A 21,828-nucleotide genomic window follows, 5' to 3' on the forward strand; every position below is an offset into this window, starting at 1 on the left:
GGGCATCGTGCAGGATACGTCCTCACACCCCTTCTGCAATGTGGTTAAGTCATTGATTTAATTGGATATTTATTCTTTTCAAAGGCTGGCATGCAGGCTGCAATCATCTGGATAAGTTCGAAAAGAAAAATTCAGCAGGAGCAGCCGGCATGACTCGCCAGACCCCACACACTCAGCAGACCCCCAACACCTTGCCACTGCGCAAGCTTTTGCTGCTCGGTGTCGCTCTGGTACTCACCGTGGTCGCCGGCCAGTTCTATCACAGCGTGCAAACCGCGCGCCTGGCCGACCAGGTCGCTGCGCAGACTGCACTGCTTGCCACCATGAAAGCGGACCGGAGCCAATCGCTCGTCCAAGCCGCTGAGAAGCCGCAGCAAGCGCCGCGTGCCAAAGCTTCCCCTGCAACCATCGATACCGTAGTTCCTCAGGAGCGCTGGGTCTTCTAAGGCCCGACTCACTGATCCCATAGAGAAAGGAGAATCACCATGCTGAGTTGGGCACTTACCTTCCTGATCATCGCCATCGTCGCTGGCTACTTTGGTTTCGTAGCCGTCGCTGGCGCTGCCACGGGCATCGCGAAGATTCTGTTTATCCTCTTCCTGGTGCTGTTCGTTGCATCCTTCTTCTTCGGTCGAGGCCGTGGTCGTCCATGAACAACCTGCTTCGACATGCGCTGGCCGCTGCCCTGCTACTGGGCAGCAGCACAGCGGCGTTGGCGGCCAATGATGGCCAGGTGTACCTGAACCGGATACTGGGATCGGATGCCGAGTACCGCGATGCTTGGCAAGGTGCCATCAAGGGGCAGGAACGTTTACCGGATTGGGTCATCAGCCTGTCGGGTACCTCGCAACAGCAGATGTCTGCCACCACCGAAGACGGTGACAAATACCTGGTCGGTTCGCTCTGCGAGAGCGAGCAGACGTGTTCGCAAAAGCGCTTGGTCGCAGCCTTCAGCTGGGACAAGGACGATGCCTACGGGTTGCTCGTCGAGGCGCCTGCCGAATCGTCCCCCACGCACGATCCGCGTTTTCGCTGGATCGGCGACCCGGACGAGGGCATGAAGGCGCTGCTCAAAGAGCAGCTCTGAACGTATGCCGCCGGGTTCCTGACCCGCGGCTGCGCACTGTAATCATTTGGACGCGGAACTTCCTTAGTGTTCCGGCTTCCATGATGCGCCGCACCGATGAGGCGTGGCACATGACCAAGGGGCTGGGCTGTTCTGACGGATACACAGTCGGCGCGGCCTAGGGGCACAGGGAGTGCCTCCGTCAAGGGCCGGGTCAGAAAGGTAGCCTCGGAGGGTTCAGGTCTATGCGCTGGCGAGACCTGACCTCCGAGGCCCCGATACCCCTTTAATCGGGGTGTAGCGGTGGAAATGTCTGAGAGGACACATTTTTCCTTCACCACACATCGTTTTTTTCGCTTCGTTTGCATTCCTTTTCCGATCTCTCGACGACCATTCGGATTGTCGAACACAGCTTGTACTGTTCCCGCCACCTGCCCAATCGGTCGCTTCGTGACCGCCAACCGCTGTTCGGTTAACCGAACAGGCGTCAGCAGTGCCCTGAAAAATGCCGGTTTTAAGCCGTTTACGGTATGCAGTTTCGGCATGGGGTAGTCGTTTCCGGCATTAGACTGGCCTTCTTCGCATCGCAATAGTTGCGGCCTTTTCGCGGGCCCGAGCCCAGCTTGGACAGCCTGCGGTGACCTTTCATGGAGTCTGCCTAACGGAAGCAACAGCACCACTCGTAACCCAGCCAGATGGCTCTGGTACGGGTATTTCCGGCCGGCACACCATGTCCACTAAAATAAAGGGTAACGACATGAAGAAGGCAAAACTGAGCCTCGCCTGGCAGATCGTCATCGGTCTGGTACTGGGTGTTGCAATCGGCGCGCTGCTGAATCATTTCAGTGCAGAAAAGGCATGGTGGATCAGCAACGTCCTCCAACCTGCCGGTGACATCTTCATTCGTCTGATCAAGATGATCGTCGTGCCTATCGTAGTCTCGTCGCTGATCGTCGGTATCGCCGGTGTCGGTGATGCCAAGAAGCTGGGCAGCATCGGCTTGAAGACCATCCTGTACTTCGAGGTCGTGACCACCCTGGCCATCGTCGTCGGTCTGGTGTTTGCCAACGTCTTCCACCCAGGCGCTGGTATCGACATGAGCACTCTGGGCACTGTGGACATCTCCAAGTACCAGGCCACTGCCGCCGAAGTACAGCATGAGCATGCGTTCATCCAGACCCTGCTCAACCTGATCCCGTCGAACATCTTCGCCTCCCTGATGCGTGGCGAGATGCTGCCGATCATCTTCTTCTCGGTGATGTTCGGCATGGGCCTGTCGAGCCTGCCGAGCGACCTGCGTGACCCGCTGGTGCGCACCTTCCAGGGCGTGTCGGAGACCATGTTCAAGGTCACCCACATGATCATGAACTACGCCCCGATCGGTGTGTTCGCCCTGATCGCCGTCACGGTCGCCAACTTCGGCTTCGCCTCGCTGCTGCCGCTGGCCAAGCTGGTCGTGCTGGTGTACTTCGCCATCGCCTTCTTCGCCTTCATGGTGCTGGGCCTGGTGGCGCGGCTGTTCGGCTTCTCGGTCATCAAGATCATGCGCATCATGAAAGACGAGCTGATCCTGGCCTACTCCACTTCCAGCTCTGAAACCGTGCTGCCACGGGTGATCGAGAAGATGGAAGCCTACGGCGCGCCGAGATCGATCTGCAGCTTCGTGGTGCCGACCGGCTACTCGTTCAACCTCGACGGTTCGACCCTGTACCAGAGCATTGCGGCCCTGTTCATCGCCCAGCTGTATGGCATCGACCTGTCGATCAGCCAGCAATTGCTGCTGGTCCTGACCCTGATGGTGACCTCCAAGGGCATCGCCGGTGTACCGGGTGTGTCGTTCGTGGTGCTGCTGGCAACGCTGGGCAGCGTCGGTATTCCGCTGGAGGGCCTGGCCTTCATCGCCGGTGTCGACCGCATCATGGACATGGCACGTACCGCGCTGAACGTGATCGGCAACGCCCTGGCAGCCTTGGTCATCGCCCGCTGGGAAGGCATGTACGACTCGGTCAAAGGCGAGGCGTACTACAACACCCTGCCACACATGACCGGCAAGAAAGCGGCCACCCCCTCTGCCCAAGCGGTCAAACAGTAAGCAATACCTGGCACTCGCGGGGCTGACCCGCGAGCAGCCCGAAGCCCCGCTAGCGCGCCATTGGGTTCATCTGCATGAACCGCCCGGCGACCTAGCGGGGCTTTTTGCTGTCTGTGCAACGCGCATGTGCCGCGCAGTTCCTGGGTGGCAAGGCGCATGCGCTATGATGCGGACATTTTTCAGGGGGACTCGCAAATGCTCAACGGCCTGTGGCTCGGCTTTTTCCTGGTGGGCGCGGTTTCCGCCTTGGGGCAATGGCTGATCGGCGGCAACGCCGGGATCTTTGCCGCCATGGTCGAAAGTATCTTCGCCATGGCCAAGTTGTCGGTCGAGGTGGTGATCCTGCTGTTCGGCACCCTGACCCTCTGGCTGGGCTTTCTCAAGATCGCCGAGCAGGCCGGCATCGTCGAATGGTTGGCCAAGGTGCTGGGGCCACTGTTCGCCCGGCTGATGCCCGAGGTGCCCAAGGGCCACCCGGCGCTGGGCCTGATCACCATGAACTTCGCTGCCAACGGCTTGGGCCTGGACAACGCCGCCACCCCCATCGGCCTCAAGGCCATGCGCGCGTTGCAGGAGCTCAACCCCAGCAGCACCACGGCAAGCAACGCGCAAATCCTCTTTCTGGTGCTCAACGCGTCGTCGTTGACGCTACTGCCGGTGACCATCTTCATGTACCGCGCCCAGCAAGGCGCGCCTGACCCGACCATGGTCTTCCTGCCCATCCTGCTGGCAACCAGCGTCTCGACCCTGGTCGGCCTGCTGTCGGTTGCGCTGATGCAGCGCCTGCGCCTGTGGGACCCCGTGGTGCTCGCCTACCTGATCCCCGGCGCCCTGCTGCTGGGCTGCTTCATGGCCTTCCTGGGCACACTGTCTGCCGCCGCGCTGGCCAGCCTGTCGTCGATTCTTGGCAACCTCACCCTGTTCGGCATCATCGTCGTGTTCCTGGTGATCGGCGCGCTGCGGCGTGTGCAGGTCTATGAGGTGTTCATCGAAGGCGCCAAGGAAGGCTTCGATGTGGCCAAGAGCCTGCTGCCGTACCTGGTGGCGATGCTGGTGGCGGTCGGCGTGCTGCGCGCCTCGGGCGCCCTGGAGCTGGCCCTGGACGGCATTCGCCACGCGGTGAGCTGGCTGGGCCTGGACACCCGCTTCGTCGACGGCCTGCCCACCGCGCTGGTCAAACCGTTCTCCGGCAGCGCTGCGCGGGCAATGATGATCGAGACCATGCAGGCCCAAGGTGTCGACAGTTTCCCGGCACTGGTGGCGGCGACCATCCAGGGCAGCACGGAAACCACCTTCTACGTCTTGGCCGTGTATTTCGGCGCGGTGGGTATCCAGCGCGTGCGCCACGCGGTCGGTTGCGCCCTGCTGGCGGAATTTTCCGGCGTGGTGGCCGCCATCTGCGTCTGCTATTGGTTCTTTGCCTGACCCTGCGCCCGACCCTCCCCCAGCCCCTGCGCGCCTCAGCGTGAGGCTGCGGGGGCGTCTGCGGTGATCTTGAATCGCAGCACGCCAATCACTTGGCCATCTTCGGTGAGCACCCGTACCTGCCAACGGCCAACGGGGTTGGGCGGGAAGTTCTGCTTGTGGGTCCAGGCGCGATAGCCTTCCTTGCGCCCGCCACGGATGTCGAGGGCGATACGGTCGACCTCCTGGCCGTCTTTTTGCCACACGTGGTAGATCCGCTCGTCGAGCCCGCGTGGCGCGTTGATCGAGGTATAGGCATACAGGCCGTTGCTGCGAATGCGGCTGGCAGGCACCTCCTCCAGCGATTCACCGGGCTGACGGTTGTTGACCTCGGTACTGACTGCCACCTCGGTCATCCACAGCGTGGCCGGCGGGACCCACGAGCGCAGCAACCAACCGCCAGCGCCGATGGTCAGGCTCAGCAGCACCAGCGCGACACCTCGCCGCCAACTGGCCGGCGGGAAGCTGCTGACCAGGCTGGGGAACGACAGCACCATGGCCGTGACCAGGGCCAGCTTGAAGCTCTCGGCGGTGGTCAGGTGCAGGATGATCGGCAGCGCGGTGAGCAGGGCGGCGAACAGGGTCAGCGTGTGCAGCGCCAGGAATAGCCAGCGCCGCGGTGCCAGCCAGCGGTAGTACAGCGGATCGACGATGGAAATCAGCCCGGCAGCGGCGAGCAACCCGGTGAACACCAGTTGGCCACTGTTCCAGGTGGTGGTGATGAAGAAGAAGGGCAAGACGAAGAACAGGCTTTCCTGGTGGATCATCTGCGTGGCATAGCGCAGCAGCGGTTGCGGGATTTCGCGCTTGAAGGTGCGGGTGAACAGCCGGGTAAGGGTGTTTTCCAGCATCAGCCAGACCCAGCTGACCAGCAGCACGATGGCAATCCAGCTGGCCAGACCGGCCTGCCGGTCGACCAGAATGAAGCTGCCGATACCCGACAGGAAACCGCCCAAGGCAATGACGCCGGGGTAGCGTTTGAGCAGCGCGATGAGGCGCTGCACGATCACAGGGATTGGAGGCATGGGTCAGCAACAGGGCCGTAGAGAGAGGGCTGCGTCGGCGTACGTGCCGAGGCTGGCGCAAGGATAGCGCTGAATCATCGCTGCCGTGTAGCGCCGCTGGGGCGAGGTGCCGGGTGGCGTTGCCGGCGCGCACGCAGACCCAGCAGCAGCCCGGCGGCCAGAATCAACACCAGGCCCACGCCCACCAGCCCGTACAGCGCGTCATCGTCGAGCAAGGGGCGTTCGATGCGCACGTAGCCCTGGGACTTGAGCAGCTCGGCCAGCGCCGCATTGGCGTCCGCCAGGCTGACTTGGCGCAGTTTGCCGATCGGGTCGGTGTAGCGGCTGTTGTCGTAGTCGTTGAGGGCGCCCCAGTAATAGTCGGCCAGCGCACTGTTGCCCTGGGTGGCCCAGCTCTGGCGGGCAATGGATGCTTCCTTGATCCGGGCAAAGGTCTTGGCGTCGAGCCCATCCTTGCGCAATTGATCGAACAGCGCTTGCAGTGATGTGACGGCGGCATCGATGTCTTTGCGTTCCAGGTCGGCGTTGATGTTGAGCATGCCGCTGTCACCAAAGCTTTCGCGCTTGACCGATGGTCCGTAAGACAACCCATCGCGCAAGCGCAGCTGCTGATACACCGCCCAATCCAAGTAGCGCGACAGCAGTTCGAGGGTCTGGTCATGGTCAGTCGCCAGCACCGGCTCGATGAACAGCCAGTTCAGCTTGGCGGTGTCGCCCAGCCAGCCGCGGGTCAGCGTGCGCCGCGCCTCGGCTTGATGGGTAATGGTCTCCAGGTCGCGGCGCTCACCCGGCTCGGTGGCTGGCAACTCGGCGAAGGTGCGTTCCAGGTAGGCGGGCAGCAGCTTGTCCAGGCCGCCGACGATGATCAAGGTCATGTTATTGGCGGCGTACCAGTGCTCGCGCGCCGCACTGACCTGTTCCAGGGTCATTGCGCTCACGTCCGAACGTTCCGCGCATTTCAGGCCCAGCTCTTCGGCAAGCTGTTCGCTGGGGCGATGGCCGATGTCCTGGCGGTCGAGCCAGCGCTGCAGGTGGCCGTAATGGCCGCCGTCTTCGCGCTCGATGATGGTCTGTGCAGTGGCCAGTGCCTGGGCGTCGATGCGGGTGTCGCGCAGCAGCGCCAGCAGCAGGTCGAGCACCTTGCGCTGGTTGCGCGCCGGGGCCTCGATCACGAAGGTGGTATCGGCGCTGCTGGTAAAGGCGTTCCACTCACCGCCCAAGGCTTGCAGGCGCTCTTCCAGGCCGCCCTCGCCCGATGCGTCGATACCGCTGAACAGCAGGTGTTCGAGCAAGTGCGGCAGCTCACGCTGGTCACAGGCAAAGTCGTCCAGGCCCACGCCGATCACCAGGCGGATCGACACATGGTCGCGTTCATAGCCCGACTTGAGCACCACCTGCAGGCCATTGGGCAGCAGGTAGCCTTCGACCCGGGAGCGGTCGAGGGCCAGCGACGGCAGGGTGAACACCAGCAGGCAAACGAACATCAGGTAACGCATGGGCAGGTCCGGCACTCTCCGAAATGAGCAGGTTCACGCTTGGCGGGGCTCGTCGGGCACGCTGTCGAGCATCAGCCCACCGGTGTCCGAGCCGCCCAGTACCACATAGGCACTGCTGCAGAACAAAGAGTTCAAACGCTTCATGTCGGCGATCAGCTCCAGGTGCAGCGAGCTGGTCTCGAGACTTTGCACCACCTTGCGTTGCAGGCGACTGACATGGGCATGGGCGAGCCGTCGCTCCTGGGCGCGGAAACGGCGCTTTTCCCGCAGTAGCAGACGCGCGCTTTCCGGGTCGGCGCTGAGGAATACCGACAGGCCCAGGCGCAGATTGGCCAGCAACTGTTCCTGCAGCCCGGTGAGTTCGCCCAGGCCGACTTCGGAGAACTCCCGGCGCTGGGCAGTCTTCTGTTGCTGCACCTTGCGCAGCATGCGTTCGATCAGGTCGCTCGACAGCTTGAGGTTGATCGCCAGCTCGATGATCTCGGCCCAGCGGCGGTTGTCGTGCTCGCTCAGGTCTTCGCGGGTCATCTGCGCCAGGTACAGCTTGATCGCGCTGTACAGCGCATCGGCGTCTTCTCCCAGCGTCCGTACCTGTTGCGCCATGGCCGGCTGGGTCCCGCGCAGCGCGCCGAGCATGGCGGTCAGCAGGCTCTCGACGATATCGCCCAGGCGCAGGGTTTCCCGTGCGGCGTTGGCCAGGGCCAGGCTGGGCGTTTCCAGTGCTGACGGATCAAGGTGGCGCGGCTGGGTCTGGCTGTCCAAGTGGTCGCGCTCAGGCAACAGCGTGTTGCAGATCCGCCCCATGAACTTCACGGTGGGCAGCATCAGCAGGCAGCGCAGGGTGTTGTAGAGCAGGTGGAAGCCGATCACCAGCTCCTGCGGGCTGAAGCTCAGGCTGTCCATCCAGTTCACCAGTGGATGCAGCACCGGGATGATCAGCACCAGGCCGATCAGCTTGTACAGCAGGCTGCCCAGGGCCACGCGGCGTCCGGCGGTGTTCTGCATGCTGGTGCTGAGGAAGGCCAGCAGGCCGCTGCCGATGTTGGCGCCGACCACCAGGCCGATGGCCACCGGCAGGCTGATCAGCTCGGAGCCGGCCAAGGTCGCGGTGAGCAGCACCGCCGCCAGGCTGGAGTAGGAAATCATCGCGAACAGCGCGCCAACCAGGGCATCGAGCAGAATGTCGCCGGTCAGCGAGGCGAACAGCACCTTGACCCCTTGTGCCTGAGTGATCGGCGCTGCCGACTGCACGATCAGTTCCAGCGCCAGGATGATCAGGCCCAGGCCGATAAAGACCCGGCCCATCTGGCCAACCCGGGTCTGCTTGCGCGAGAGAAAGAAGATGACCCCGACGAAGATCAGCAGTGGCGACAGCCAGGACAGGTCGAAGGTCAGCACCCGGGCCATCAGCGCCGTACCGACATCGGCGCCGAGCATGATGGCCAGGGCTGGGGTCATGGCCATCAGGCCCTGACCGACGAACGAGGTGACCAGCATGGCCGTGGCATTGCTGCTCTGCACCATGGCCGTGACCACGATGCCGGCGATGAAGGCCAGCGGGCGCTTGTCCATGTTGTTGCCGATCACGCGGCGCAGGTCGGAGCCATACACCCGCAGGATGCCGGTACGCACGATATGCGTGCCCCAGACCAGCAAGGTGACGGCCGACAGCAGGTTGAGCAGGGTCAGCACGATGAAGCCCCCTTCACGCAATGCCCTGGATGGGCCAATGGATGACGCGGTGAGCCTGGCCCTGGCGGGGCGGTTCTGGCAGGTCTCACTCAAGCTGTAGCTGCTGTGCGCAGTGCCTGCCAGCTTGGCACGGCCGATACATATTTGAAACATCTTGCGGTATTTGCCGGAAGGCGCCGGCAATGGGGTCACATGCGCCGCCGGCACGCCATTGCGCAAGGCGTGCCGGCCGAACCCTGCAAGCCGTTACAGGCTGCTGAACAACGGGAAGATGCCCATGAGCAACGCTGCCAGCAGGATGCACAGGCCTACCAGCAAGGCCCATTTGAGGGTGAAGCGCTGGTGATCGCCGAACTCGATACCGGCCAGGGCGACCAGTCGGTAGGTCGAGGGCACCAGCGGGCTGAGCAGGTGCACCGGCTGGCCGACGATGGACGCGCGGGCCATGTCCACGGGGCTGATGCCGTAGTGGCTGGCGGCTTCGGTCAGTACCGGCAGCACCCCGTAGTAGACGGCGTCGTTGGACAATGCAGGTGACAGAAGGTCAACGGCGCCGGTCCGGCGCCGTCGACCTCAGGGCAGTTGCAGACCGCCGGCGGCCTTGTGCAAGGCGCGCAGGTGATCGCCGATCAGCCGGGCGTTGGCTTCCACGGCGGCAATTTCCTTGGCCCGGTCCGGGGACAGCAAGGCGCGCACTTGCTGGTCGAGGTTCGTACTCAAACGCAGCAACTGTGCCTGACGCTCACTGGCTGTGCGTTCCAGATGGGCGCGTTCGGCGGGCTGCGGCAGGCCGTAACCCTGGGTGCCGAGCAACTCGGCCGGCTGACTCAGAAAGCCGCTGTTGGCCAGCATCTGTTGCAAGGTGTCATTGGCGCTGTCCACCGAGCCGTCCTTGAGCGCGCTGGCGTTGAGGTAGCGCTGCTTGACCTCGTCTTGAGCCAGCAGCAGTTGGCGGCGCAGGCTGGCCTGTTCAAGCAGCAGCAATGCTGCGCTGGTGCGCAAGTCGGCCTTGGCGAACCAGGGGCGGCGCTGCTCGGCATCCTGGCCCAGCCAGTCTTCGACATTTTGCTGGGGTACCGGCAACTGCTTGCGCAGCACCTGGAACATGGCCTCGAAGCGGTCGCGGTAGGAATCGAAGCGATAACCCATGCGCAACGCCTTGCGCGGGTCGTCCAGCACGCTGGTATCGGCAAGGCCACGGGCCTTGAGCACTTCGAGCAGGCCATTGGGCATGATGCTGTCGAGGTCGTTGAGTCGCGGGTTGCCGGTGCCGCTGCGCAGCAACTTGAGCGATTCCACCGCGCAGTTGTTCGACAGGAAGTAATAGCTGCCGTCATAGCTCCAATGCATTTCCGCGGCCTGGCGCACCAGGTTTTCCACTTCGGTGCGGCTGAACTTCAGCGGAACGGATGCCAGGCTGCGCAGTTCGGTCTTGGTGTATTCATCGATCACCTGCCCCAGCGGCAATACGAACAGCCGCGAGGGATAGGCACCGACCAGGCCGTCCCAGCTCGACAGCTGGACGTCGTTGACGAAGGCGCGATAGGACAGCACCAGGTGCTGGTCGAGGTCGAGCCGACAGTCGGGCCCGCGCGGCCGGCCTGGGGCGCAGATGACCAGTCGCAGCATGCTGTGGCCCCAGCGGCTGACCCAGTTCTGGTTGGCCTCTGCCAGCAGGTAGTCGACCTCGTACACACGCTGCGGATCGATTTCGCCCAGTGGCTGGCGGGCGAAGTCGTTGCCGGCATTGATGAAGGGCAGGCCTTTGGCGCAGGTGTCCTGCGGCGGCGCCCAGCCGAAATGCTCACGCAGATACTGGTTCAACGCCGGGCGTCGGCAGGCGTAGCTGGGGTCGAGCAGGAAATACTCCATGTTGACCGCCACGAACTCCTTCGGGCTGCTCAGCTCATAGGCATCCGGGCTGCGCACGTCCTGACCGTTGTGCTGCTCGCGCTCACCGCGCCGGCCCACGTATTGCTGCCAACCGGCAAGGTCAAGCAGGCGCGGGTCGTCGCTCAAGGTGAAGCGCCGCTCTGTCTGGCCGCGGCACTGTTCGGGCAGGCCGATCTTGCCCACGCTGCTCAGCTGGCGTTTGCAGCGGTTGAGCAACGGGCGGTCGGCGGCCGACCAGAGCCGTGCGCGGTCGTAGAGGTGGGTCAGTTCGTGCAGGACGGTGGCCAGCAGTTCCTCGCGCACGGTGCCGTGCGGGCGTTGGGTCTTCTGGGTGGCGGCGCTGCCGTCTACCAGCCCTGGCAGCAGGCGCTGGTTGAGCGAGAGCGTGTCCACTAACGATGCCTGACCGTAGGCATCTTTGCGCATGGCCGGGTCCCAGCTGACCTGCACGCGGCGGTCAAGCTGCGCCTTGAAACGCGGCGGCAGCTTGGCCATGGCTTCGTCGAGCAGCGTGCGCGTGGCCTGCTGCTGCGCTGCATCAAGGCCGTTGGTCTGCAGTTCGAGGCGTAGGTCAGCCAGTACGGGCGTGCCCAGTAACGTCAGTGCGCAACCGAGAAGCCAGGCACGCACGCCGGTCACAGTGCCAGGATGGCTTCGGCCAGCACCTGATCGCTGGCATCACGCGCTTCGGGCAGGCGTTCGCGCAGCGTGCCGAAGGCCGCTTCGAGCTGGGCACCGCGGATGTCGCCGTCGCTGGCGACGAAACTGGCGGCGTCGTCGTGGGCTTCACGCACCACTTTCGAATCGCGGATCGAGGTCGTGGTGTCGGAGGTGAAATCGATCGAACGGCCAAAGGCGCGGACGATGATGTTGCTGGTGGCCACCAGGGTTTGCGCCTGGGCCAGGTCAGCGAGCAAGAACAGGCCCAAGGTGGCGGCGATCAGCGGTTTGCGCATGGAGCATCTCCAGAAAATACGGGGGGATCGGACAGTGAACGTTGGACGAGAATTGCCCGCGCCAGTTCAAGGTCGTTGGCACATTGTGCAGGGCCTGCCTGGCGCAAGGTCCGTAGTGCTGCCTCCAGCCGCGCGCCGCGAACCTGACCGGCACTGGCGACAAACACAGCCGCATCGTCGCGGGCCTGCATGATCACCTTGCGGTCGAAGGGCGCAGTGGTCAGTTGGGTCAGGCCATAGGCACTGATCACCAGACCTTGGGTGGTGGTATCGAAGGCATAGGCGCTGGGCACGGCCAGCAGGCAGAGCATTGCAAGCAAGGATCGCATCAGAGGATTAGGCACAGCGGTTGAGCGGGACGTCAGTCGCGCTGGCCTGCGCCAGCGCGGCGATACAGCGTTACAGCGCGAGAATGGCCTGGGCCAATTGCGCGTCGCTGGCCTGCAGCGATGGCGCCTGCTGGCGGATGAAGCCAAACGCGCTTTCCAGCTTGGCGCCACGGATCTCACCCTGGCTGCCGACGAAGCTGGCCGCGTCGTCACGGGCGGCCTGGACAATCTTGTTGTCGCGCAGCGAAGAGGAGGCATCGGACGTGGCATGGGTGGAGGCGGCAATGCCGTCGACCACGGCATCGGTGGTGACGATGAAGCTGGACGCACTGGCGGTGCCGGCCATGGCCAGCAGTAGAGCGGCGCCGAACAGGGATTTACGGGACATGAAATAGGGCTCCTGACTAGAGTCGAAGGTGAATCTGCGTAATCGGACGCTCGCAGTGGCCATTGAGGTACGTGGGCCTGACGGGTTTCTAACAGACTCCCGGGCGCAAAGTATCACATGGAGTTATTTCCAGATGTAAAGCTTCAGCCAAAACTGTATCGGTAGTATTAGGTTTAAAGCTAACTGTACCGGTTAGTGGCCATACCGCTTCAAACGGCCCCTAGAAACAAAAAACCCGTCGCAGTTCCCTGCGACGGGTTTCAAGAGCACTGCCGGGCGAACCGGCTAGCGAGGGCTTAGCGCCAGAACGGCTTGCCCAGCTCTTCGTAACGCTGCGACTCGCTGATACCAGCGTCGGCCAGCAGGCGGGTGTCAAGACGCGCCAGTTGACGACGGCTGGACAAGCGGCGCTGCCACAGCATCAGAGTGGAAAGTGCACGCAGCGGCAGCGAGGCCTGGGCGTTGGAGGTTTGTTCGAAAGCCAGATCGGAACTGAGTGTACGTTCCATGATTTCATCCTTCCGCTTATGGCGGCATTAGATAGTGGTTAACTGGTGCCCATCATCCTCCTCGGCCGTCCAGAGAAGTAGGTACAGTTCAGGGGTATTGCACGTGTTCAGTTAATTGTGAAATGCAGCTGTTGCACACTAAAACGGCATAACTGTACTGGTATGCACCTTAATGATGCATTTTGGCGTCTGGCTCCTATGGCGCGATGCTTTTCGCAGTCGCGCGACCAGTACAGTAGTACAGTTAACTTTAATTTCCGCGCACAGTTTCTCCAGGTACAAAAAACCCGCAAGCGTTCCGATCCATCCCTTGGAACCGCGTGCGGGTGTTCAATGCGGCTTCAGGTCAAACAGTCAGCATGCTACCGCGTTCTTCAAGGTTCTCATGCCAGCTCAGCGCCTCACGCAGGATATGCGGGGTATGCCCGCCCCGCTCGCAGGCGCGGGTGAAATAGTCATCGAGCGCGGCGCGGTAATCGGGGTGTACACAGTTGTCGATCACTACCCTCGCCCGCTCACGTGGCGCCAGCCCGCGCAGATCCGCCAGGCCCTGTTCGGTCACGAGGATGTCAACGTCATGCTCTGTGTGGTCCACATGGCTGACCATCGGCACCACGCTGGAAATGGCGCCGCCCTTGGCAATCGACTTGGTCACGAAGATTGCCAGGTGGGCATTGCGCGCGAAGTCGCCCGAGCCGCCAATGCCGTTCATCATTCGCGTGCCGCACACATGGGTGGAGTTGACGTTGCCATACAGGTCGAACTCCAGCGCCGTGTTGATACCGATGATGCCCAGGCGCCGCACGACTTCGGGGTGGTTGGAGATTTCTTGCGGGCGCAGTACCAACTTGTCCTTGTAGCGCTCCAGGTTGCCGAACACGTCCGCGTTGCGCCGCTCGGACAGCGTGATCGAGCTGCCGGACGCAAAGCTCAGCTTGCCTGCATCGATCAGGTCAAAGGTCGAGTCCTGCAGCACTTCGGAATACATGGTCAGGTCTTCGAACGGCGAGTCGATCAGCCCGCACATCACCGCATTGGCGATGTTGCCGATGCCGGCCTGCAGGGGGCCGAGGCGATTGGTCATGCGCCCTGCTGCCACTTCCTGTTTGAAGAAGGCGATCAGATGATCGGCAATGCCCTGGGTTTCATGGTCAGGCGCCAGCACCGTGGAGGGTGAGTCCGGCTGATCGCTGATGACGATGCCCACGATCTTCGCCGGGTCGATCGCGATGGCACTGCCGCCGATGCGGTCGTCGACCTGCACCAGTGGAATGGGTGTACGGGTTGGCCGATAGGTCGGGATATAGATGTCGTGCAACCCTTCCAGATTCGGGTTGTGCGACAGGTTGATCTCGACGATGACCTGTTTGGCAAAGATCGCGAAGCTGGCCGAGTTGCCCACCGATGTGGTCGGCACGATATGGCCCTGCTCGGTGATGGCAACGGCCTCGATGACGGCGATATCGGGCAGTTTGAGCTGTTTGTTGCGCAGTTGCTCGACCGTTTCCGACAGGTGCTGGTCGATGAACATCACCTTGCCGGCGTTGATGGCCTTGCGCAGGGTGCTGTCGACCTGGAAAGGCATGCGCCGGGCCAGCACGCCGGCTTCGGTCAGCTGCTTGTCCAGGTCATTGCCCAGGCTTGCGCCGGTCATCAGGCTGATCTTGAGTGGCGTCTGGCGGGCGCGCTCGGCCAGCGCATGGGGCACGGCCTTGGCTTCGCCGGCGCGGGTAAAACCGCTCATGCCGACGGTCATGCCGTCTTCAATCAGGCCAGCGGCATCGGCTGCACTCATTACCTTGCTGTGCAGGGAGGACAAGCGAATACGATCACGGTACATGTGTTTATCTCGGGCTACTCAAGCTAGATGCGCAGTCTAGTGCCTTCGCCCAGTGCCGTCCCACGACCAAGGTCTATGAAATGTGGGGTTTCTCCTGGCTTGCATCAGGCTTGCCAATGAACAAAGCCCCGGCGATTGCTGCCGGGGCTTTATCGGGAAACGGCATGCCGCTGCGTCTATATAAAGAAGCAACGTGCAAGCACAGGCCTACTCCACCGCCTTGACCATGTCTTCGATCACCTTCTTGGCATCGCCGAACACCATCATGGTCTTGTCCAGGTAGAACAGTTCATTGTCCAGGCCGGCATAGCCGCTGGCCATCGAGCGTTTGTTGACGATGACGGTCTTGGCTTTGTACGCCTCAAGAATGGGCATGCCGGCAATGGGCGAGTTGGGATCGTTCTTGGCCGACGGGTTGACCACATCGTTGGCACCCAACACCAGCACCACATCGGCCTGACCGAACTCGGCGTTGATGTCGTCCATCTCGAACACTTGGTCGTATGGCACTTCGGCTTCGGCCAAGAGCACGTTCATGTGCCCGGGCATACGCCCCGCCACCGGGTGGATGGCGTATTTGACCGTCACGCCCTTGTGCACCAGTTTTTCGGTCAGTTCCTTGAGCGCATGCTGGGCGCGGGCAACGGCCAGGCCGTAGCCGGGTACGATGATCACGCTGTCGGCGTTGCTCAACAGGAAGGTGGCGTCGTCCGCAGAACCCGACTTCACGGGGCGCTGCTCGGTAGAACCGACCGCTGCCGTGGTGTCTGTGGCGCCACCGAAGCCGCCCAGAATCACGTTGAAGAACGAGCGGTTCATCGCCTTGCACATGATGTAAGAAAGGATCGCCCCCGACGAACCCACCAGCGAGCCGGCGATGATCAGCATCGAGTTGTTCAGCGAGAAGCCGATTCCCGCCGCCGCCCAGCCCGAGTAGCTGTTGAGCATCGACACCACTACCGGCATGTCGGCACCGCCGATCGGGATGATGATCAGCACACCCATCACGAAGGCCAGGGCCAGCATCAAGGTGAACGCGCTGTAATGGCCGGTGAAGGTAAAGACCAGGCCGAGTGCCAGGGTGGTCAGGCCCAGGATCAGATTCAGCGTGTGCTGGCCGGCGAATTTTACCGGGGCGCCTTGGAACAGGCGGAATTTGTACTTGCCTGACAGCTTGCCGAAGGCGATCACCGAGCCGGAGAAGGTCACGGCACCAATCGCCGCACCGAGGAACAGTTCCAGGCGGTTACCGGTTGGAATCGGATCACTGATCAGGGCAACGATGCCCATCGACTGCGGTTCAAGTACCGCGGCGATGGCGATGAACACCGCAGCCAGGCCGATCATGCTGTGCATGAAAGCCACCAGCTCAGGCATCTTGGTCATTTCCACGCGCTTGGCCATGACCGAACCTGCGGTCCCGCCGGCCAGCAGGCCGACGAGCACATAACCGATACCCGCCGTGGCCCCGCTGCTACCGACAGACAGCGCGGCAAGCTTGTAGATCAGGCCTACGGTGGTGACGATCGCGATACCCATGCCGAGCATGCCGAAGACGTTGCCACGGCGCGAGGTAGTGGGGTGCGACAGCCCTTTGAGCGCCTGGATGAAACAGATCGAGGCGACCAGATAGAGAACGGTGACGAGGTTCATGCTCATGATGATTTCTGCCCCGCGCTTTTGACTTTCTTCTTGAACATTTCCAGCATCCGCCGGGTAACCAGGAACCCGCCGAACACGTTGACCGCAGCCAGAGCCACCGCCAAGGTGCCCATGATCTTGCCGGCGGGCGTCACGGTGAGGGCCGCAGCAAGCATGGCGCCGACGATAACGATGGCGGAAATGGCGTTGGTGACCGCCATCAGCGGCGTGTGCAAGGCCGGGGTCACGTTCCACACCACGTGGTAGCCGATATAAATGGCCAGCACGAAGATGATCAGGTTGTAGATGCCGTGGGAAATCAGCATGTCGTCCATTGCTCTGCTCCTTAACCGTTCTTGCGCACGACGTGCCCGTCGCGGCACATCAGGCACGCGGCGACGATGTCGTCTTCGAGGTTGATCACCAGGGCGCCGTCCTTGTCGAACAGCAGCCTCATGAAGTCCAGCAGGTTGCGCGCATACAGCGCCGAGGCATCTGCGCCTACCTGGGCCGGAAGATTGGTCGGACCAAGGATGGTCACGCCTTGGGCATTGACCACTTGGTCGGCCACGGTCAGCGGGCAATTGCCGCCCTGCGCCGCCGCCAAGTCGACCACCACCGAGCCGGGTTTCATCTGCGCGACGGTCTCAGCGCTGAGCAGCGTTGGCGCCTTGCGGCCCGGAATCAGTGCGGTGGTGATCACAATGTCGGCCTGCTTGGCGCGTTCATGCACGGCCTGGGCCTGGCGTTGCATCCAGCTGGCCGGCATCGGCCGGGCATAGCCACCCACGCCTTGGGCGCAGTCGCGCTCTTCGTCGGTCTCGTACGGCACGTCGAGGAATTTGGCGCCCAGCGATTCGATTTGCTCTTTCACCGCAGGACGCACGTCGGACGCTTCGATTACCGCCCCCAATCGCTTGGCCGTGGCAATGGCCTGCAGCCCCGCCACACCGGCGCCCAGAATCAGCACGCGCGCCGCTTTCACCGTGCCGGCAGCTGTCATCAGCATCGGCATGAAGCGCGGATAGTGGTGAGCCGCAAGCATCACCGCCTTGTAGCCAGCGATGTTGGCCTGGGACGACAGCACGTCCAGGCTCTGCGCCCGCGAAGTGCGCGGCGCGGCCTCGAGCGCGAAGGCGGTAATGCCGTGCTCGGCCATCTTGGCGATCAATTGACTGTTGAACGGATTAAGCATCCCCACCAGCACGGTGCCGTGGGTGATCAGGCTCAGTTCCTGATCACTCGGCGCGACCACCTTGAGCACCAGTTGCGCGCCGAAGGCATCGCCTGCAGTGCCCAGCGAGGCGCCAATGGCTTCATAGGCGCTGTCCTGAATGCTGGCGCTAACGCCTGCACCCCGCTGAACAGTCACCTGATGGCCTTGGGCAATCAGTTTTTTGAGGGTTTCCGGGGTAGCGGCGACGCGCGTCTCGCCCGACTGCGTCTCGAGAGGAACACCAATATGCACGGCATGTCTCCTGCGGTGACCTTGAATCTTGTAAGAAACCAGCCCACTTCGAGTGGTGTGGCTGGGGCGTCCGTTGACCGTTTCCACGCCCGTTCCGGGGCGGGCGAAGCATTTTGCAGGCGTCGCTATCGACCTTGAATCGATTTTGAAGTGTGACCGTATTCAAACTACAAGTCAGACAGTGACTTTGTGTTGTGGCGCATTGCATTCATGTCGCCCTTGACGGGCGAGTTGGAGAATACGTCGAAAAATTAATCAAAACCGAGAAATAAACGGGTTTTGCTCAGGTTTTTTGAAAAAAAGCTCGAAAATATTGGTTCTGACATCCGGCGCCGAGTTGTTTTGATGGCCATAATAAATTTCTTATAGGCGACATAAGCGTATATCTGTAGGTTTCTTGTCTATTTGACTACTGAGTCAGCTAATGCGCTGGTTTTCCATGCAGGCCACGTATTCCCGGGCGTTGCTCACTAACCAGTCGCGGAAGACGCACAGCGAATGGGACGCCACCTTGCGGTCCGGAATCATTAAATAGTAGGCCTTGTCGCTGGTCAGGACATGCCTGTGAGCGACCACCAGACTACCCTCCAGCAACTCCCGTTGAATAAGGAAGGGGGGAATCAGCGCCACGCCCATCTGGTGCAACGCTGCCTGGGCCAGCATCGAAAACAGCTCATAGCGTGGGCCGGTCATGTCCTTGGCGACATTCATGCCCTGCGAGTTGAACCACTGTCGCCAGGCATACGGGCGGGTGGTCTGTTGCAGCAAAGGAAGCTCAGCAAGGCACGTGGCGTCCAGCTCGCCCCCGCCATCGAGCAGGCCAGGGCTGCAGACCGGCAACGGGTTCTCGCTCATCAACCAGTGCGACTGCGTGCCAGGCCAGTCGGCGTCTCCGAAATAGATAGCGGCGTCGAACGCCGTGTCAGCAAACATGAAGGGGCGCGTACGGTTGGTCAGGTTGACCGTTACCTGCGGGTGCGCCGACTGAAAGTCTTTCAGGCGCGGCAACAACCACTGCGTGCCAAAGGTAGGCACCACCGCGAGCTCGATCACATTGGCACCCTGCTGGCGCATCACCGACAACGTGTCGCGCTCCACGGCATCCAACTGCGCCGCCACCTGGCGGCTGTAGGACAAGCCTGCCTCGCTGAGTTTCACGCCGCGCTGGGACCTGCGAAACAACTCGACGTTGAGAAACGCCTCCAGCGCGGCAATCTGCCGACAGACCGCCCCTTGGGTCAGGGCCAGTTCATGAGCTGCCTTGGTAAAGCTCTCGTGCCTGGCGGCGGCTTCAAAGCAGATAAGGGCGGTGGTGCTGGGGATGGTACGGCGCATGTACGTCAAACTCACTCTGCAGAAGGGTCAGCCATTGGCTTTCGGTGTTCCAGAGTGAGAAATTATCACTGATGCGTGCGCATTCGTGGTTTGTTCCTCGGGCGAATCGGGCCTAGGATCGTTTCATCTCACGAACGTGCAGCACTACCCGAGGAGCTTGCCCATGGCTGACAAAGCGCATTTCAACTGGATTGACCCGCTGCTACTCGATCAGCAGCTCACGCAAGAGGAGCGCATGGTGCGTGACAGTGCTTATCAGTTCGCCCAGGACAAGCTGGCACCTCGGGTGATCGACGCCTTCCGTCATGAGAAAACCGATGCCGCGATCTTTCGCGAGATGGGTGAGATCGGCTTGCTCGGTGCCACCATTCCGGAGGCCTATGGCGGCAGCGGCTTGAATTACGTCTGCTATGGCCTGATTGCCCGCGAGGTCGAGCGCATCGACTCTGGCTACCGCTCGATGATGAGCGTGCAGTCATCCCTGGTCATGGTGCCGATCAATGAATTCGGCAGCGAAGCGCAAAAGCAGAAGTACCTGCCCAAGCTGGCCACCGGCGAATGGATCGGCTGCTTCGGTCTGACCGAGCCGAACCATGGTTCCGATCCGGGCGCGATGATCACCCGAGCGCGCAAGGTCGACGGCGGCTACCGCCTGAGCGGCGCGAAGATGTGGATCACCAACAGCCCGATCGCCGACGTGTTCGTGGTCTGGGCCAAGGACGATGCCGGCGATATCCGCGGTTTCATTCTTGAAAAAGGCTGGGAAGGCCTGAGCGCTCCGGCGATTCACGGCAAGGTCGGGTTGCGCGCGTCCATTACCGGCGAGATCGTCATGGACAGCGTATTTGTGCCGGAGGAAAACCGCTTCCCGGACGTGCGCGGTCTCAAAGGCCCGTTCACCTGCCTCAACTCGGCGCGCTACGGCATTTCCTGGGGTGCGCTCGGCGCTGCCGAGGCCTGCTGGCACACGGCTCGCCAATACACGCTGGACCGCCAGCAGTTTGGTCGGCCGCTGGCTGCCAATCAGCTGATCCAGAAGAAGCTGGCGGACATGCAGACCGAAATCACCCTGGGGCTGCAAGGCTGCTTGCGTTTGGGGCGAATGAAGGATGAAGGCACTGCAGCGGTGGAAATCACGTCGATCATGAAGCGCAATTCCTGTGGCAAGGCGCTGGACGTCGCGCGCATGGCCCGCGACATGCTCGGCGGCAATGGCATCTCCGATGAGTTCGGCGTTGCCCGTCACCTGGTCAACCTCGAAGTGGTCAACACCTATGAAGGTACCCATGACATCCATGCGCTGATCCTCGGGCGGGCGCAGACCGGTATCCAGGCATTCTATTAATAGAGGGGCAGGTTATGGGCGCACTGTCGCATGTACGGGTGCTGGACCTCTCGCGCGTACTGGCTGGGCCGTGGTCCGGGCAGATCCTCGCTGACCTGGGGGCCGATGTCATAAAGGTAGAGCGCCCTGGCAAGGGCGACGATACCCGCGCCTGGGGGCCACCCTTCCTGCAGGACGCCCAAGGGCGCAGCACGGGGGAAGCGTCGTATTACTTATCGGCCAATCGCAACAAGCGTTCGGTCACCATCGATTTCACCCAGCCGCAAGGCCAGGCGCTGATTCGTGCTCTGGCGGCGCAGTCGGATATTGTCATCGAGAACTTCAAGGTGGGTGGGTTGGCTGCGTATGGGCTGGACTACGACAGCCTCAAGGTGGTGAACCCTAAGCTTATCTATTGCTCGATTACCGGATTCGGCCAAAGCGGCCCCTACGCCAAGCGCGCTGGGTACGACTTCATGATCCAGGGACTTGGCGGGCTGATGAGCCTCACAGGGCGGCCTGAGGGTGAGGCTGGGGCGGGTCCGGTAAAAGTCGGTGTTGCGTTGACTGACATTCTTACAGGCCTGTACGCCACTTCTGCGATTCTGGCTGCCCTCGCTCACCGGCAGCAGACCGGCGTAGGGCAGAGCATCGACATGGCGCTGCTGGATGTGCAGGTTGCCTGCCTGGCCAACCAGGCCATGAACTACCTGACCACGGGCGCCTCCCCGCAGCGCCTGGGCAACGCGCACCCCAACATCGTGCCGTATCAGGATTTTCCGACCGCCGATGGCGATTTCATCCTGACGGTGGGTAACGACGGACAATTCGCCAAGTTCGCGCAAGTGGCGGGTCATTCGGAGTGGGCCGAGGATCCACGATTCAGCAGCAATGCCTTGCGGGTGGCCAACCGCGCGCAGCTGATTCCGCTGATTCGTCAGGCCACGGTGTTCAAGACAACGGCTGAATGGGTCGAGCAGCTGGAGCGCGTGGGCGTGCCCTGTGGACCGATCAATGACCTGGACAGCGTGTTCAAGGATCCGCAAGTGGTAGCACGGGGGCTGGCCCTGGCCCTGCCCCATGCCCTGGGTGGCAGCGTGCCGCAGGTGGCGAGCCCGATACGCTTGTCTGCCACACCCGTCGAATATCGTTGGGCACCCCCACTGTTAGGTGAGCACACTGACTCGGTACTGGCGAACGTGCTGGGTCTGGATGCGGCCGCGTTGGCTGAATTGAGGGTCGCGGGCGTTATATAAAGAAGGCGCAGTAAGGCAGAACGGCGATTTTTACCTGGATTGTCATTGGATTGA

20 protein-coding genes and 1 pseudogene are annotated in these 21,828 nt (G+C 62.1%); 7 read left to right on the forward strand and 14 right to left on the reverse strand.

The window, feature by feature from the left end:
* Positions 1-149 precede the first annotated feature (149 nt).
* From SJI00_RS10725 to SJI00_RS10745, 5 genes are all read left to right on the forward strand, one after another.
* On the forward strand, positions 150-446 hold the full coding sequence (locus tag SJI00_RS10725) for a hypothetical protein (RefSeq protein WP_322461692.1): 297 nt from the start codon (positions 150-152) through the stop codon (positions 444-446).
* A 39-nt stretch (positions 447-485) separates the two neighbouring features.
* Positions 486-653, forward strand: a complete 168-nt coding sequence (locus tag SJI00_RS10730; RefSeq protein WP_312934740.1) for a DUF1328 domain-containing protein — start codon at positions 486-488, stop codon at positions 651-653.
* Positions 650-1,087 (forward strand): inhibitor of vertebrate lysozyme family protein, encoded by a 438-nt coding sequence (locus SJI00_RS10735; protein ID WP_322461693.1) that lies wholly within the window; start codon positions 650-652, stop codon positions 1,085-1,087. The genes SJI00_RS10730 and SJI00_RS10735 overlap by 4 nt, the downstream gene beginning before the upstream one ends.
* A 736-nt stretch (positions 1,088-1,823) precedes the next feature.
* A complete protein-coding gene (gltP, locus tag SJI00_RS10740) occupies positions 1,824-3,158 on the forward strand; it encodes a glutamate/aspartate:proton symporter GltP (protein ID WP_322461720.1) in 1,335 nt (444 codons plus the stop codon).
* A 195-nt stretch (positions 3,159-3,353) separates the two neighbouring features.
* On the forward strand, positions 3,354-4,583 hold the full coding sequence (locus SJI00_RS10745) for a nucleoside recognition domain-containing protein (protein ID WP_322461694.1): 1,230 nt from the start codon (positions 3,354-3,356) through the stop codon (positions 4,581-4,583).
* A gap of 35 nt (positions 4,584-4,618) precedes the next feature.
* On the opposite strand, the gene SJI00_RS10750 is transcribed toward SJI00_RS10745, so the two are convergent.
* From SJI00_RS10750 to SJI00_RS10815, 14 genes and pseudogenes are all read right to left on the reverse strand, one after another.
* The gene (locus SJI00_RS10750; protein ID WP_322461695.1) at positions 4,619-5,647 is read right to left on the reverse strand and encodes a DUF5924 family protein; all 1,029 of its coding nucleotides are present in this window, start codon (positions 5,645-5,647) and stop codon (positions 4,619-4,621) included.
* Between the two features lie 74 nt (positions 5,648-5,721).
* Positions 5,722-7,143 carry a M16 family metallopeptidase gene (locus tag SJI00_RS10755; RefSeq protein ID WP_322461696.1) on the reverse strand — a complete coding sequence of 474 codons (1,422 nt, stop codon included), beginning with the start codon at positions 7,141-7,143 and terminating at the stop codon, positions 5,722-5,724.
* 33 nt (positions 7,144-7,176) lie between these two features.
* Positions 7,177-8,835, reverse strand: a complete 1,659-nt coding sequence (locus SJI00_RS10760; protein WP_322461721.1) for a Na/Pi cotransporter family protein — start codon at positions 8,833-8,835, stop codon at positions 7,177-7,179.
* Positions 8,836-9,081: 246 nt separating this feature from the next.
* A pseudogene (locus tag SJI00_RS10765) lies at positions 9,082-9,363 on the reverse strand (citrate transporter); the annotation flags it as partial.
* A gap of 45 nt (positions 9,364-9,408) precedes the next feature.
* A complete protein-coding gene (locus SJI00_RS10770) occupies positions 9,409-11,367 on the reverse strand; it encodes a DUF7844 domain-containing protein (protein WP_322461697.1) in 1,959 nt (652 codons plus the stop codon).
* A complete protein-coding gene (locus SJI00_RS10775) occupies positions 11,364-11,684 on the reverse strand; it encodes a DUF2388 domain-containing protein (RefSeq protein ID WP_322461698.1) in 321 nt (106 codons plus the stop codon). Before SJI00_RS10775 ends, SJI00_RS10770 begins: the two co-directional genes overlap by 4 nt.
* A complete protein-coding gene (locus SJI00_RS10780) occupies positions 11,669-12,013 on the reverse strand; it encodes a DUF2388 domain-containing protein (protein WP_322461699.1) in 345 nt (114 codons plus the stop codon). Before SJI00_RS10780 ends, SJI00_RS10775 begins: the two co-directional genes overlap by 16 nt.
* A gap of 70 nt (positions 12,014-12,083) precedes the next feature.
* A complete protein-coding gene (locus SJI00_RS10785; RefSeq protein WP_322461700.1) occupies positions 12,084-12,401 on the reverse strand; it encodes a DUF2388 domain-containing protein in 318 nt (105 codons plus the stop codon).
* A 296-nt stretch (positions 12,402-12,697) separates the two neighbouring features.
* Positions 12,698-12,910: a DUF1127 domain-containing protein gene (locus SJI00_RS10790; protein WP_322461701.1), complete on the reverse strand. Its 213-nt coding sequence runs from the start codon at positions 12,908-12,910 to the stop codon at positions 12,698-12,700.
* A gap of 346 nt (positions 12,911-13,256) precedes the next feature.
* Entirely contained in the window at positions 13,257-14,750 is a 1,494-nt protein-coding gene (gene scpC, locus SJI00_RS10795) for a succinyl-CoA:acetate CoA-transferase ScpC (RefSeq protein WP_322461702.1), read from the reverse strand.
* Positions 14,751-14,957: 207 nt separating this feature from the next.
* Positions 14,958-16,409: an NAD(P)(+) transhydrogenase (Re/Si-specific) subunit beta gene (locus SJI00_RS10800; protein ID WP_322461703.1), complete on the reverse strand. Its 1,452-nt coding sequence runs from the start codon at positions 16,407-16,409 to the stop codon at positions 14,958-14,960.
* A complete protein-coding gene (locus SJI00_RS10805) occupies positions 16,406-16,726 on the reverse strand; it encodes an NAD(P) transhydrogenase subunit alpha part 2 (protein ID WP_322461704.1) in 321 nt (106 codons plus the stop codon). The genes SJI00_RS10800 and SJI00_RS10805 overlap by 4 nt, the downstream gene beginning before the upstream one ends.
* Positions 16,727-16,737: 11 nt before the next feature.
* Complete coding sequence (locus SJI00_RS10810; protein ID WP_322461705.1) at positions 16,738-17,859, reverse strand: Re/Si-specific NAD(P)(+) transhydrogenase subunit alpha; 1,122 nt, start codon at positions 17,857-17,859, stop codon at positions 16,738-16,740.
* 417 nt (positions 17,860-18,276) lie between these two features.
* Positions 18,277-19,194, reverse strand: a complete 918-nt coding sequence (locus tag SJI00_RS10815; protein ID WP_322461706.1) for a LysR family transcriptional regulator — start codon at positions 19,192-19,194, stop codon at positions 18,277-18,279.
* 163 nt (positions 19,195-19,357) lie between these two features.
* On the opposite strand from SJI00_RS10815, the gene SJI00_RS10820 reads away from it, so the two are divergent.
* The gene (locus tag SJI00_RS10820) at positions 19,358-20,539 is read left to right on the forward strand and encodes an acyl-CoA dehydrogenase (RefSeq protein ID WP_322461707.1); all 1,182 of its coding nucleotides are present in this window, start codon (positions 19,358-19,360) and stop codon (positions 20,537-20,539) included.
* A gap of 14 nt (positions 20,540-20,553) precedes the next feature.
* On the forward strand, positions 20,554-21,774 hold the full coding sequence (locus SJI00_RS10825) for a CaiB/BaiF CoA transferase family protein (RefSeq protein WP_322461708.1): 1,221 nt from the start codon (positions 20,554-20,556) through the stop codon (positions 21,772-21,774).
* Positions 21,775-21,828: the final 54 nt, after the last annotated feature.

The organism is Pseudomonas gebzensis (genome assembly GCF_034427815.1).
Classification (GTDB): Bacteria; Pseudomonadota; Gammaproteobacteria; order Pseudomonadales; family Pseudomonadaceae; genus Aquipseudomonas.